The sequence below is a fragment of the Candidimonas nitroreducens genome (assembly GCF_002209565.1).
In the GTDB taxonomy this organism is placed as follows: domain Bacteria; phylum Pseudomonadota; class Gammaproteobacteria; order Burkholderiales; family Burkholderiaceae_B; genus Candidimonas; species Candidimonas nitroreducens.
On the sequence record NZ_NJIH01000009.1, the window covers coordinates 20,210 to 34,087 of the forward strand.

Consider the following 13,878-nt stretch of genomic DNA (forward strand, 5'->3'; position numbering starts at 1 on the left):
TCATGCAGCGGCCCGCCTCAGGCGGGCCGCTGCCGTTTTCAGTGTTTCAGTGAACTAGGGGATTTTGTTGGGATCGGACTCGCCGGATCACTCGGCCTTTGTGCTGATGGGGATCACCGTGCTGCTGTGGGGATTCAGCTGGGTGGTGATGAAGCAGTTGTCGCACCTGATCGGCCCCTTCGACCTGGTGGCTTCGCGCTACGCGATAGGGTTTCTGGCCCTGCTGGCCATGCTGCTGGTGTCGCGCCAGCCCTTGCGCTGCCCGCCGTTCTGGCTGACGGTGGGCACGGCCTTGTTCCAGACCACCGCCTTCCAGTGCCTGGCGCAGTTTGCGCTGGTGGCTGGGGGGGCGGGCCACGTGGTGATGCTGTCCTACACCATGCCTTTTTGGGTGCTGTTGTTTGCCTGGGCCTTGCTGGGCGAACGGCCCGCACCCGCGCACATGGTGGGCTTCGTGCTGGCCGCGCTGGGCCTGGTTTGCGTGATCGCGCCGTGGCGCGGCCTGGGCGGGATGCTCAGCTCGCTGCTGGCCCTGGCCGGTGGTGCGAGCTGGGGCGTAGGCGTGGTGCTGACCAAGCGCCTGTTCCTGCGCCATAAGGTCAACGTCATGACGCTGACGGCCTGGCAGATGCTGCTGGGCGCGCTGTTCACGCTGCCCCTGGCCCTGTGGATGCCGCAGATGGCGCCGCACTGGGGCGCGCAGCTGGTGCTGGGCCTGCTGTACATGGGGGTGCTGGCCTCGGCGGTGGGCTGGGGCTTGTGGATGATGGTGGTGCGGCGCGTCAGCGCCACCGTCGCCGGCATGTCGGCGCTGGGCGTGCCGGTGCTGACCATCATCCTGGCCTGGCTGCTGCTGAACGAGCACCCGACGTGGCTGGACATCAGCGGGGCCGCGCTGATGATGGCGGGGCTGGTGGTGGTGACGCTGGCGCCGGCGCGTGGTAGGCGGCCGGCGCGCTGAAAGACGCGCCAGCGCCCTACATGCCGTTGTAGACCGGCCCTTCGCCGCCTTGCGGGGCGACCCAGACGATATTCTGCGTGGGATCCTTGATGTCGCAGGTCTTGCAGTGCACGCAGTTCTGCGCGTTGATCTGCAGGCGGTCTTCGCCGGTTTCGGTCTTGACGAATTCGTATACCCCCGCCGGGCAGTAGCGCGCCTCGGGGCCGCCGTAGCGGGCCAGATTCACCGCCACCGGCACGCTGGGGTCTTTAAGTGTGAGGTGGATGGGCTCGTTCTCGTCGTGGTTGGTGTTCGAGATGAAGACCGAGCTGAGGCGGTCGAAGGTGAGCTTGCCGTCGGGCTTGGGGTAGTCGATGCGGGCGCATTCGGCCGCCGGCTTCAGGTTGGCGTAGTCGGGCTTGCGGCGATGCAGCGTCCAGGGCATGCGGCCCTTGAGCAGCCATTGCTCGATGCCGGTCATGAGCGTGCCCATGGTGCGGCCCTTCTTGAACCATTGCTTGAAGTTGCGCGCCTTGTTCAGTTCCGGGTACAGCCAGGATCGCTCGAACGCGGCCGGGTAGGCCAGCAGCTCGTCCTGGCTGCGGCCGGCCTGCAGGGCCTCGAAGGCGGCTTCGGCGGCCAGTGCGCCGGTCTTGATGGCGGCGTGGCTGCCCTTGATGCGCGAGGCATTCAGGAAGCCGGCCTCGCAGCCCACCATGACGCCGCCGGGGAAACAGAGCTTGGGCAGCGACAGCAGGCCGCCGGCGGTCAGGGCGCGCGCGCCGTAGGCGATGCGTTTGCCGCCCTCGAAGGTCGGGCGGATGGCCGGGTGCGTCTTGTAGCGCTGGAATTCTTCGAACGGGGAAAGCCAGGGGTTGGCGTAGTCCAGTCCGACCACCAGGCCCACCGCCACCAGATTGTCGTTCAGGTGGTACAGGAACGAGCCGCCGTAGGTGTCGGCGTCCAGCGGCCAGCCGGCGGTGTGCACCACCAGCCCGGGCTGCGAGCGTGCCGGATCGACTTCCCAGAGTTCTTTGATGCCGATCGCATAGCTTTGCGGGTCGCGCCCGGCGTCCAGCTTGTAGCGCTCGATGAGCTGGCGGCCCAGCTGGCCGCGCGCGCCTTCGGCGAAGATGGTATAGCTGGCGTGCAATTCCATGCCGGGCTGGTAGCTGGCGGTGTGCGAGCCGTCGCGCGCCACGCCCATGTCGCCGGTGGCCACGCCGCGCACGGCGCCCGACTCGGTGTAGAGGATTTCGGTGGCGGCAAAGCCCGGGAAGACTTCCACGCCCAGGGCCTCGGCCTGTTCGCCCAGCCAGCGGGTGAAGTCGCCCAGCCGCACGATGTAGTTGCCATGGTTGCGGAAGCACTGCGGCAGTAGCCAGCCGGGCGTGGCACGTGCGCCTTTGCGCGTCAGGAACAGGAATTTGTCTTCCGTGACCGCAGTGTTCAGCGGCGCGCCTTTTTCCTTCCAGTCGGGGATGAGCTCGGTCAGTGCCTGCGGATCCATGACGGCGCCGGACAGGATGTGGGCCCCGATCTCACCGCCTTTTTCCAGTACACAGACGCTGGTTTCCCGGCCCTGTTCGGCCGCCAGCTGCTTCAGGCGTATTGCCGCGGACAGGCCGGCGGGCCCCCCGCCGACGATCACCACGTCGTATTCCATCGATTCGCGCTCGGCCATTTGTCGCAATCTCCCTTTGTTCCGTATGCGTTGGTATGGTGTGTATATCGCGGCACGCGGGGCCGCGGCGCGCCGCGGCCTGCCCGGGCGAACCTGTTTGGGGCAATTGTATTGCACTCCGGCTTGTGGCTTCGCCGCTGCCAGCGTCCGGTTGCGGCCCCGGCTGCGATGGCGGGCCATGATGGCCAGCCGTTATACTTGACTACGGGCGCCGCCATGCGCCGCTGCGCAAAGCAATTCTGGAGGCAAGGTCATTCATGCAGGCTGCAGATTCTTCGGGCGCACCGCGTGTGGGCGCTACATTCCGCCACGCGGTGCCTTTGCGCTGGGGTGACCAGGACGCGCTGAATCACGTCAACAACACGCTGTATTTCCGCTATCTGGAAGAGACCCGCATCAGGCTGTTCGAGCAGGCCGGCATCGTGCTGCCTTCGGCCCGCGTGATGGTGCTGGCGCATGCCTCGCTGGATTTCCTCAAGCCCATGCTGTATCCGGCCACGGCGGTGGTGGTCATGCAATTGACGCGGGTCGGCCGCTCGAGCATAGAATTCGACGTACTGATAGAGTGCGAGCATGAGCCGGGCGTGGCCTACGCCAAGGGCCGCGAAGTCTTGGTAGGCACCGATGCGGCCAGCGGTCGCTCGCTGCCGTGGTCCGAGCAAGAGCTGGCCGCGCTGGCCCGCAGCCTGGTCTGAACATGCGCGCCGGCCTGGGTTTGCGGCGCAGCGCGCGGCGCATGGCGGGTCGGCCCCGGTTTGCGGGCGCCGCGCGCTGCGCGGGCCTGCGCGGCTCGGCCTACGCGGCCCGGCTTGTGCGGCCCAGAATGATGCGCAAGGCTGGCGTACGGGCCGGCACAAGAATTTCAAGGTGAGTACTTTTTATTTTCAAAAAGGATCAAGGTAATGGAAAAAGTCTATGCAAGTGCCGCAGAAGCACTCAAAGGCGTAGTTGCCGATGGCCAGACCATTGCGGTAGGAGGCTTCGGCCTTTGCGGCATTCCCGAGGCGCTGATCGCGGCCCTGCGGGATTCCGGGGTGCACGGCCTGACCTGCATCAGCAATAACGCGGGCGTCGACGGCTTCGGCCTGGGCCAGTTGCTCAACACCCGCCAGGTCAAGAAGATGATTGCCTCGTACGTGGGCGAGAACAAGGAATTCGAACGCCAGTACCTGGCCGGCGAACTCGAACTGGAATTCACGCCGCAGGGCACGCTGGCCGAGAAGCTGCGCGCCGGCGGCGCCGGCATTCCGGCCTTCTTCACGCGCACCGGCGTGGGCACAGTGGTGGCCGACGGCAAGGAAATCCGCGAGTTCGACGGCGAAAAGTACGTCATGGAGCGCTCGCTGGTGCCCGACGTGTCGCTGGTCAAGGCCTACATGGCCGACCGCAGCGGCAACCTGGTGTTCCGCAAGACCGCGCGCAACTTCAATCCGAACGTGGCCATGGCGGGCAAGATCACCGTCGTCGAGGTCGAGAAGCTGGTGGACATCGGCGCCATCGATCCCGATGCCGTGCACCTGCCCGGCATCTACGTGCAGCGGATCGTGGTCAACGCCCACCCCGAGAAACGTATCGAACAACGCACCGTGCGCAACGCCTAAGGAGAACAAACCATGGCATGGACTCGTGATGAAATGGCGGCGCGCGCCGCACGCGAATTGCAGGACGGCTTCTACGTCAACCTGGGCATAGGCCTGCCCACGCTGGTGGCCAACCATGTGCCTCCTGGCGTCGAGGTATGGCTGCAGTCCGAAAACGGCCTGCTGGGCATCGGGCCTTTCCCCACCGAAGACGAAATCGACGCCGACCTGATCAACGCCGGCAAGCAGACCGTCACCACGCTGCCGGGCTCGTCGATCTTCGCCTCGGCCGACTCGTTCGCCATGATACGTGGCGGCAAGATCAACCTGGCCATACTCGGCGCCATGCAAGTGTCGCAAAAGGGCGACCTGGCCAACTGGATGATCCCGGGCAAGATGATCAAGGGCATGGGCGGCGCCATGGATCTGGTGGCCGGCGTGGGCAAGGTGGTCGTGCTCATGGAGCACGTGGCGCGCAAGAAGGACGGCACCGAAGACCTGAAGCTGCTGCCCGAATGCACGCTGCCCTTGACCGGCGTGGGCGTGGTCGACCTGATCATTACCGACCTGGGGGTCATGGAAGTCACCCCCGACGGCCTGAAGCTCAAGGAACTGGCGCCCGGCGTCACCGTGGACGAGGTGCAGGCCAAGACGGGGGCCAAGCTGGACGTCTCGGCGGTCGCCTAGGGAAAGTTTGGCTCAAGTGTTTACTGAGTTTTCCCGGCGCTTGTCTGATGCAATGCTGCGAAGAGTGTAAATACCTGAACTGAAAACGCTCTAGTGCGGCTCACCCCGAAAGGGGTGCCGCGCTGGCGGGGCCGGGTGGTTCCGCGGCTGCGCCTGCTGGGCGCCGGCACCCATGCGGTAGCGCCGCGGCGCGTTGTATCATGACCGTGCCCCCCTTTGTGGGGGGCGCGGTTTTTTTCAAGGAATATTTATCGTGGCCAGTTCCGTACACGCCGACCGCATCGCCGCCTTGCGCGTGGCGATGGCGGCGCAACGGGCCGATGCGTGCATCGTGCCCTCGTCCGACCCGCATTCGTCCGAGTACCTGCCCGAGCACTGGCAGGCGCGCAGCTGGCTCAGCGGCTTCGGCGGCTCGGCCGGCACGCTGGTCGTGACGGCAAAGTTCGCCGGCCTGTGGACCGACAGCCGCTACTGGGAACAGGCCGAGCACGACCTGGCCGGCACCGGCATACAGACCATGCGCGCCGGCGCCGAAGGCGTGCCCAGCTTCATCGACTGGCTGGCCGCGCAGCTGCCTTCGGGCAGCAAGGTGGCCGCCGACGGGCAGGTGCTCAGCCTGCGGGCCTACGGGCAGTGGCAGGCGGCGCTGGGCCAGCACGGCATCGCGCTGGACACGAACACCGATCTGGCCGGCTCGGTCTGGGCCGGCCGCCCCGGGCTGCCGCAGCGGCCCGTCTACGAGCACCTGCCGCCGTATGCCTGCCGCACGCGCGCCGAGAATCTGCGCGCGGTACGCGCGGCGCTGGCCGAGCAGGGGGCGGACTGGCACTGGATCTCGTCGCTGGACGACATCGCGTGGCTGCTCAATCTGCGCGGCAGCGACGTGTCGTACAACCCCGTGTTCGTCGCGCACGCGCTGGTGGGGCGCGACAGCGCCTGCCTGTACGTCGGGCCGGGCAAGATCGATGCTGAGCTATGCGCGGTGCTGCGGCGCGACGGCGTGGACGTGCAGCCCTACGATGCGGCGGGCACGGCCCTGGCCGGGCTGGCGCAGGGGCAGAAGCTGCTGGTCGACCCGGCACGCACCACGGTGGGCGTGCTGGCGGCGGCCGCCTATGTCGACCGCGTCGAGGCGGTCAACCCCTCGCACCTGCTGAAGTCGCGCAAGACCGACGCCGAGCTGGCGCACGTGCGCGAATCCATGGAGCAGGACGGCGCCGCCCTGTGCGAGTTCTTCGCCTGGTTCGAGGCCGCGCGCGCCAGCGGCGAGACCATTACCGAACTGACGGTGGACGAGCGCATCTGCGCGGCGCGGGCGCGCCAGCGCGATTTCGTCTGCCCGAGCTTCGGCACCATCGCGGCCTACAACGCCAACGGCGCGATGCCGCACTACAGCGCCACCGAACAGTCGCATGCCGAGATCCGCGGCGATGGCCTGCTGCTGATCGATTCGGGCGGGCAGTACCAGGGCGGCACTACCGACATCACCCGGGTGCTGGCGGTGGGCCAGCCCTCGCCAGAGCAGCGGCGCGACTACACGGTGGTGCTCAAGGGCATGATCGCGCTGTCGCGCGCGGTGTTTCCGCGCGGCACGCCGGGGCCCATGCTGGACGCCATCGCGCGGCTGCCGATCTGGCAGGCGGGTGTGGAATACGGGCATGGCACGGGCCACGGCGTAGGCTATTTCCTGAACGTGCACGAAGGGCCCCAGGCGATTTCCTACCGCACGCCGGTCAACCCCTACATGGGCATGGAGCCGGGCATGATCACCTCGAACGAGCCGGGCCTGTACCGGCCCGGCCGCTGGGGCATACGCATCGAGAACCTGGTGGCCAACCGCCCCGCGGCACGCACCGAGTTCGGCGAGTTCCTGCGCTTCGAAACCCTGACGCTGTGCCCCATAGACCGGCGCTGCATCGAGCGCGACATGCTGGAGGCGGGCGAAATCGCTTGGCTGGACGCCTATCACGCCGAGGTGCGCGAGCGCCTGCTGCCGCGCGTGCAAGGGGCGGCGCGCCAGTGGCTCGAGGACTGGACCCGGCCGCTCTAAGGCCCTGCGCGGGCGGTGCCACCCGCAGCGCGGGCCTTGGTGCGGCCTGCTGTTTTGAACGGGGCGGGGCAGGCCGCCAGGGGGGCGCAGCGGCTGCATGAGGGCCGGGCGTCCCGGCTATAATCCAAATTTCCTGCTGATGTCCGGCGGCCCCGGACACGAATCACAATGACCAAATACGTATTTGTAACCGGCGGCGTGGTGTCTTCTTTGGGGAAAGGCATCGCCGCCGCGTCTCTTGCCGCCATTCTCGAATCCCGCGGTTTGCGGGTCACCCTCCTGAAGCTGGATCCCTACATCAACGTCGATCCGGGCACCATGAGCCCGTTCCAGCACGGCGAGGTGTTCGTCACCGAAGACGGCGCCGAAACCGATCTCGACCTGGGCCACTACGAGCGCTTCATTTCGTCGCGCATGCGCAAGGTCAACAATTTCACCACCGGGCAGATCTACGAGTCGGTGCTGCGCAAAGAGCGCCGCGGCGACTATCTGGGCAAGACGGTGCAGGTGATCCCGCACATCACCAACGAGATCCAGGATTTCGTCGCGCGCGGCGCCAAGTCGGCCTGGGAAGGCAACACCGATGTGGCCATCGTGGAAATCGGCGGCACGGTGGGCGACATCGAATCGCTGCCTTTCCTGGAAGCAGCCAGGCAAATGAGCCTGCGGCTGGGCCGCAACAACGCCGCGTTCGTGCACTTGACGCTGGTGCCCTTTATTGCCTCGGCGGGCGAGCTCAAGACCAAGCCCACGCAGCACTCGGTGCAAAAGCTGCGCGAGATCGGCATTTATCCGAACGCGCTGCTGTGCCGCGCCGACCGTCCGATTCCCGACGAAGAGCGCGCCAAGATCTCGCTGTTCTCCAACGTGCCGCTGGACGCGGTCATTTCGGTGTGGGACGCCGATTCCATCTACAAGATCCCGGCCATGCTGCACAAGCAGGGGCTGGACAACCTGGTCTGCGACGCGCTGGCGCTGACGCCGCCGCCGGCCGACCTCACTATGTGGGACAGGCTGGTCGATGCGCTGGAACACCCTGAACACGAAGTACGCATCGGCATGGTGGGCAAGTATGTCGACCTGACCGAGTCCTACAAATCGCTGACCGAAGCGCTGGTGCACGCGGGCATACATACGCGCTCGCGGGTGGTGGTGGAATACCTGGACTCCGAATCGATCGAAGAGCAGGGCACCGACTGTCTGGAACACCTGGACGCGATACTGGTGCCGGGCGGCTTCGGCAAGCGCGGCACCGAAGGCAAGATCGCCGCGATCCGCTATGCGCGCGAGCACGGCGTGCCGTACCTGGGCATCTGTCTGGGCATGCAGCTTGCGGTCATCGAGTTCGCGCGCGACGTGGCGAAGCTGGGCGGGGCCAACAGCACCGAATTCGATCCCGCCACGCCGCATCCGGTGGTGGCGCTGATCGCGGAATGGCAGGATCGCGAAGGGCAGGTCGAGAAGCGCGATGCGAATTCGGATCTGGGCGGCACCATGCGCAAGGGCGCGCAGCGCTGCCCGGTCAAGCCGGGCACGCGCGCCTACGAGATCTACGGCAGCGAGGTCAATGAACGCCATCGCCACCGCTACGAAGTGAACAATGTGTACGTGCCGCGCCTGGAAGAGGCGGGCATGGTGATCAGCGCGCGCACGCCCACCGAGAATCTGCCCGAGATGATGGAGCTGCCCAGCCATCCGTGGTTCATGGGGGTGCAGTTCCACCCCGAATTCACCTCGACGCCGCGTGACGGCCATCCGCTGTTCTCCAGCTACATCCGCGCCGCCATCGCCCACCAGGCGCAGCGCGCGCAAAAGGCCGAGGCGGCCTGAGGGCCGCGCGCCTGCCCGGCGCGCAGGCGCCGCGGCCCGGGCCGGCCGCGCCGGCGCTTGCCGGGCGGCATCCACGACGAGGTATATCTATGAGACTGTGCAACTTCGAGGCGGGCCTGAACCAGCCGTTCTTCCTGATCGCCGGGCCTTGTGTGGTGGAGTCGCGCCAGATGGCCTTCGACACGGCCGGCCGCCTGCAGGAAATCACCAAGCGGCTGGGTATTCCGTTCATCTACAAGAGTTCTTTCGACAAGGCCAACCGCAGCTCGGATCGCTCGTATCGCGGCCCGGGCATGGGCGCGGGCCTGCAGATCCTGGCCGATGTGCGGGCGCAGCTGGGCGTGCCGGTGCTGACCGACGTGCACGAGATCGGGCAGGTATCGGAGGTGGCGGCCGCGGTCGACGTGCTGCAGACGCCGGCATTCCTGTGCCGGCAGACCGATTTCATTCATGCCTGCGCGGCGAGCCTGAAGCCGGTGAACATCAAGAAGGGGCAGTTCCTGGCGCCGCACGATATGCTGCAGGTGGTGGCGAAGGCGCGCAATGCCGCGATCGAGGCCGGCGGCGACGGCGGCAACATCATGGTGTGCGAGCGCGGCGCTTCGTTCGGCTACAACAATCTGGTGTCGGACATGCGCTCGCTGGCAATCATGCGCGAGACGGCTTGCCCGGTGGTGTTCGATGCGACGCATTCGGTGCAGCTGCCGGGCGGGCAGGGCACGTCGTCAGGCGGGCAGCGCGAGTTCGTGCCGGTGCTGGCCCGGGCGGCGGTGGCGGTGGGGGTGGCCGGGTTGTTCATGGAAACGCACCCGAATCCGTCCAAGGCGCTGTCGGACGGCCCGAATGCGGTACCCTTGCATCATATGGACGCGCTGCTGCGCTCGCTGCAAGAAATCGACGCCAGTGTGAAGCGGCACGGTTTTATCGAGGATGATTTCGAGTGATGGCCAGGTGCGCCGGCATTGCGTCTATGTGCTTGGCGCCGGGTTTCATTGGGAAGGTTTTCGCTTGATGGCCGCGCCTTGCGTTTGCGGGGGCTTTCGGGGCGCCGCGAAGCAGAAGATTGTGTGACTGGGAGATAGTTGTGACTGCGTATTTGATTGCCAATGTGGATGTGACCAAGCCGGAAAAGTACGAGGAGTACAAGCGTTTTTCGTCGCTGGCGATGCGCGCGGCGGACGCGAAGGTGCTGGTGCGCGGCGGCAAGACTTTGGGGCTGGAGGGCGAGACGCCGACTCGCACGGTGGTGCTGGAATTCAATTCGCTGGCCGCGGCCAAGGCTTTCTACAATTCGTGGCAGTATCGCCGCGCGCGCAATGTGCGGGAGGGCGCGGCGGTGATGACGATGTATGTGGTGGAAGGGGCCTGACGGCTGGGCTTGCCGGTTTAGTGCCGGGCGTTGGTTGCCTGATCTTTATCTTTGTGTCTTTCTGGGCCTGGCTTCTTTCTTGATCTTGTTTATTGCTCGCGCCGTGGACTGTCTGAGTGGGGTGGCTGCGTCGGTATCCGGCTCTTGACCCGCGCCGTGGGCGGCCCGGGCGGGGCAGCTCCATCGGCTCGGCCCCGGCCCTGCGGCCCGGGGCTACCGGCGGTCGAGGCCCGTTTCGGGGCGAGCGCGAAACTCGGGCGGCGGTCAGCCCCCCAGGCTGACCGCAAGCGTCGCCCTCAAACAGTCGCGCTCTTGCATCCCCGAAACGAACCTCGTCCGCCGCGGCCTCAAAGTCGCTCGCCCCACCCGGGCCGCCCACGACGCTTGACGGTGGCGTGGTCTGCGGGCTGGGGGCGGTGGGCTTCTGTCGGGCTACCCTTGTGAATTTCCGAAGCTTGCTACAGCGGTAGTGGGCTAAAATTTTTTCATATGACTGATCAACTCAAAAAGTATTTGTTTCCCGACCACAGCGTGCGGGTGCAGGCCGCGCGGCTGGACGAGGCGTGGCGGGCCGGGCTGGCGCATCAATCGTATCCGGCTTGCCTGCAGCAATTGCTGGGCGAGCTGGCGGCGGCTTCGGTGCTGCTGGCGTCCAACATCAAGTTCCAGGGCTCGCTGGTACTGCAACTGCAGGGCGACGGGCCGGTGGCGCTGATCGTGGTGGAATGCAGCGCGGATCTTTCCATCCGCGCCACCGCGACCTTGCGCGAGGGCCGCGAGGTGCCCGCCGACGGCACGCTGCAAAGCCTGCTCAATGCCAATGGCCAGGGCCGGTTCGTCGTGGTGCTGGATCCGGGCCGCGAGCGGCCCCAGGCGCAGCCCTACCAGGGTGTGGTGCCGCTCGACGGCGACACGGTGGCCGAGGTGCTGGAGCTTTACATGCGCAATTCCGAGCAACTGGATACGCGCCTGTGGCTGGCCGCCGACGCGCAGCGCTGCGCGGGGCTGCTGGTGCAGCGCATGCCCGGGCAGGAAGGTGCACAGAGCGAGGCGCTGGACAGCACCTGGGAACGTGCCTGCCACCTGGCGGCCACGGTGCGGGCCGATGAGCTGCTGGATCTGGACACCGACACGCTGATCCACCGCCTGTTCTGGGACGAGTCGCTGGCCGTACTCGAGCCGCGCGGCATACGCTGGCATTGTCCATGCACGCGCGAACGCGTGGCCGATATGCTGCGCATGCTGGGCCGGGCGGAAGTCGAAAGCGTACTGGCCGAGCGCGGCCAGGTCGACGTGGCCTGCAATTTTTGCGGCAAGCCTTATCACTTCGATGCCGTGGATTGCGCAAGCCTGTTCAGGCCGGCGCTGGATACTCCGGCCGAGGACAGCAAGTCGCTGCATTGACGTGCGGCTTGATGTCGCCGGGCGCTGGCTGTTGTTAGCTTGGTGCGGTGTGCCGCCTGTGGCAGGCCGCTCTTCGCCGAGCGTTCCCCCCAATACTCCGGGTGCGCCAGAAGTTCGCTGCTTACAGCTAGTGGGTCCCCGCTGCCTGCCTCGGGCCGGCCGCCCATAGCCGCGCGTGCGGGGCTGGGCCTTGTGTGCGGCCGCCTATCCAAGCACTATCCACAATCGACTTGGCGGCGGCTTGCGGGCACACTGGCCGCATGCCAGCCGCCATTTCCCTCCATCGCTTGCGGTGGCCGCGGTTCCCGTCTCGTCCTTGCATAGATCCTAGCGCCTGCACAGGTTCGTATGCACGGTGCTGTGGCGCCTTAGCTTCGTCTCCCTGGCACGGTCGTGCCATGGCTTCGTGTGCCTCGCGTCGGCGCTTCATGCGTAGGCGCCAGCGCGGCGCCAGCCTAATCGAATTTTCTTTGGTGGCGGTGCCCATCCTGCTTGCCGGGCTGGGCTGTGTCGAGGTGGCGCGCTGGTTCCAGGTGCGGCAGTTCGCCGATGTGGCGCTGCTGCAGGCCGCGCGCGCGGGCATTACCGGGCATGCGCGCCCGCAAGCTATCGCGGCGGCCTTCGAACAAGCGCTGCTGCCCTTGTATGTTGCGGGTTCGGGGGCTTCCGCCGACAGCCGCATGCGCGCCGAGTTCTCGCGGCGCAGCGCCGCGCTGGGCGACGCACCATGGCGCATCGAGGTGCTCAATCCCACGAAGGCGGCTTTTGCCGATTATGCCGATCCCGGGCTTGCCGTAGCCCGCGAAACCGGGCTGGCGGCCATCAATAACGACTATCAGGCCGAGCAGCACCAGCGCAATCTTGGCCTGGGGCGGCCGCTGGGGCCGGCTTCGGGCCTGACCATATACCAGGCCAATGTGCTGGCCTTGCGCCTTACTTTCCCGTATCGCCCTTTAGTGCCCGGCGTGGCCGCTCTGCTGCGCCAGCTGGGCGATCCCGCGGGTTCGTATGCGGCGCGAGCCATGGCCCTGGGCGGCTACCTGCCCATGGTGCGCGAACTGCGCCTAGGCATGCAGTCGCACCCGGTCGACTGGCCCAAGGGGCTGGGGGGCAAGATTGTGGCGCAACAGGTGGATGAAGGGGCTGCGCCCACCGGTCTCAGCATGGCTGCCTGCCATGGCCTATGGTGTCTGGGGCCGACTGGTGCCGGTGGTCTGGCCGAAGGTGCGCAGCCGGAACTTTCCGCCTGGCCCGAACCGCCGCCGCAAGATGGCGGTGCTGTAGCGCCGGGCGGCGCGCCACAGGGCGGCAGCTCGCCCCCCGATCCCGAGGCACCCGGCTACACGATCGAGCCAGCTGATCCTGCCTGCGGCGTCACACTATGCTGTGTGTCCGGCTGAACAAGGCCTGTGCGGGCAAAAAAATATCGTGGGAAAAATTCCTTCGGTATCCACATATGCTCTGGCCGAAATATGTAGTTGAGTCCATATGTATTTAAGGGCATAATTTAATTCCATGCATTGGTCGGTGCTTTTCCATGACGCCTTCGATTCCGAGTTTCAGGAACTTGCGGAGAGCCTGCAGGACGAATTGCTGGCGCATGCCAGATTGCTGAGCGAATTTGGCCCGAACCTGGGCCGGCCAACCGTCGATAGCCTGAAAGGCTCCAGGCATGTCAACTTGAAGGAGCTACGATTTAGCTGGGAAGGCGGCGTCTGGCGCATCGCCTTCGCCTTTGATCCCGACCGGCAGGCGATTCTTCTGGTGGGTGGCGACAAGGGCGGCGCTGGCCAAAGACGGTTCTACAAACGGTTGATTGCCGTTGCCGACCAGCGGCTGGATGAACACTTGGCCACACTCGCCGCAGAGAAGGCAAAGGAGCACAAGCGTGGGAAAAAAACTTGATGACATGATGGCAGCCTTGCCTGCCAAGCGCCGCGCCAGGATTGAACGGCGCGCGCAGGAACTCGCCTCGTTGAAAGACTTGCGGCAAGCCGTTGAAAGAACCCAGGTTGACCTGGCTGAAGCCCTGGGCGTCGGGCAAGATACGATTTCTCGCCTCGAGCAGCGCAGTGATATGCTGCTTTCCACCTTGCGGCGCTATGTGGAAGGTATGGGCGGCAAACTTGAACTGGTGGTGCAGTTTCCCGATCGGCCACCCGTGATCATTGGCCATCTGGCCGCAGAAAAGCCGCTGCCGCGCACATCGACCCGTGGACGGCGGGCATCACGGCCTTCTCATGCCACCATGTAGGTGGGCTGCTTTCCGGGAGCCGCTTCGGACTGTTGCTTGGACAAGGAACAGCGCTCCCGCGCTGGCAAGCAGGAAGATGC

At 66.2% G+C, this 13,878-nt stretch carries 13 protein-coding genes; 12 read left to right on the top strand and 1 reads right to left on the bottom strand.

Annotated features, from left to right (window positions below; translation table 11 throughout):
* Positions 1-67 precede the first annotated feature (67 nt).
* A complete protein-coding gene (locus tag CEY11_RS15860; RefSeq protein WP_233154917.1) occupies positions 68-961 on the top strand; it encodes a DMT family transporter in 894 nt (297 codons plus the stop codon).
* Between the two features lie 16 nt (positions 962-977).
* Here CEY11_RS15860 and CEY11_RS15865 read toward each other — a convergent pair whose 3' ends face one another.
* Positions 978-2,624: an electron transfer flavoprotein-ubiquinone oxidoreductase gene (locus CEY11_RS15865; RefSeq protein WP_198958920.1), complete on the bottom strand. Its 1,647-nt coding sequence runs from the start codon at positions 2,622-2,624 to the stop codon at positions 978-980.
* A gap of 257 nt (positions 2,625-2,881) precedes the next feature.
* Between CEY11_RS15865 and CEY11_RS15870 the strand changes: the two genes are divergently transcribed.
* The 11 genes from CEY11_RS15870 (at position 2,882) to CEY11_RS15920 (ending at position 13,798) form a co-directional block, all read left to right on the top strand.
* A complete protein-coding gene (locus tag CEY11_RS15870; protein WP_088604404.1) occupies positions 2,882-3,319 on the top strand; it encodes an acyl-CoA thioesterase in 438 nt (145 codons plus the stop codon).
* Between the two features lie 207 nt (positions 3,320-3,526).
* Positions 3,527-4,225: a CoA transferase subunit A gene (locus tag CEY11_RS15875; RefSeq protein ID WP_088604405.1), complete on the top strand. Its 699-nt coding sequence runs from the start codon at positions 3,527-3,529 to the stop codon at positions 4,223-4,225.
* 12 nt (positions 4,226-4,237) lie between these two features.
* Positions 4,238-4,891, top strand: coding sequence for a CoA transferase subunit B (locus CEY11_RS15880; protein ID WP_088604406.1), 654 nt, complete (start codon positions 4,238-4,240; stop codon positions 4,889-4,891).
* Between the two features lie 253 nt (positions 4,892-5,144).
* Positions 5,145-6,941 (top strand): aminopeptidase P family protein, encoded by a 1,797-nt coding sequence (locus CEY11_RS15885; RefSeq protein WP_088604407.1) that lies wholly within the window; start codon positions 5,145-5,147, stop codon positions 6,939-6,941.
* A 168-nt stretch (positions 6,942-7,109) separates the two neighbouring features.
* Positions 7,110-8,771 carry a CTP synthase gene (locus CEY11_RS15890; protein WP_088604408.1) on the top strand — a complete coding sequence of 554 codons (1,662 nt, stop codon included), beginning with the start codon at positions 7,110-7,112 and terminating at the stop codon, positions 8,769-8,771.
* Between the two features lie 89 nt (positions 8,772-8,860).
* The gene (kdsA, locus tag CEY11_RS15895) at positions 8,861-9,715 is read left to right on the top strand and encodes a 3-deoxy-8-phosphooctulonate synthase (protein WP_088604409.1); all 855 of its coding nucleotides are present in this window, start codon (positions 8,861-8,863) and stop codon (positions 9,713-9,715) included.
* Between the two features lie 140 nt (positions 9,716-9,855).
* Positions 9,856-10,140, top strand: a complete 285-nt coding sequence (locus CEY11_RS15900) for a DUF1330 domain-containing protein (RefSeq protein WP_088604410.1) — start codon at positions 9,856-9,858, stop codon at positions 10,138-10,140.
* 489 nt (positions 10,141-10,629) lie between these two features.
* Positions 10,630-11,544 carry an Hsp33 family molecular chaperone HslO gene (gene hslO, locus CEY11_RS15905; protein ID WP_088604411.1) on the top strand — a complete coding sequence of 305 codons (915 nt, stop codon included), beginning with the start codon at positions 10,630-10,632 and terminating at the stop codon, positions 11,542-11,544.
* Between the two features lie 428 nt (positions 11,545-11,972).
* The gene (locus tag CEY11_RS15910) at positions 11,973-12,944 is read left to right on the top strand and encodes a TadE/TadG family type IV pilus assembly protein (RefSeq protein ID WP_158215339.1); all 972 of its coding nucleotides are present in this window, start codon (positions 11,973-11,975) and stop codon (positions 12,942-12,944) included.
* A gap of 115 nt (positions 12,945-13,059) precedes the next feature.
* Positions 13,060-13,449 carry a type II toxin-antitoxin system RelE/ParE family toxin gene (locus CEY11_RS15915; protein WP_088604413.1) on the top strand — a complete coding sequence of 130 codons (390 nt, stop codon included), beginning with the start codon at positions 13,060-13,062 and terminating at the stop codon, positions 13,447-13,449.
* Positions 13,433-13,798, top strand: coding sequence for a helix-turn-helix domain-containing protein (locus tag CEY11_RS15920; protein WP_088604414.1), 366 nt, complete (start codon positions 13,433-13,435; stop codon positions 13,796-13,798). The genes CEY11_RS15915 and CEY11_RS15920 overlap by 17 nt, the downstream gene beginning before the upstream one ends.
* Positions 13,799-13,878 lie beyond the last annotated feature (80 nt).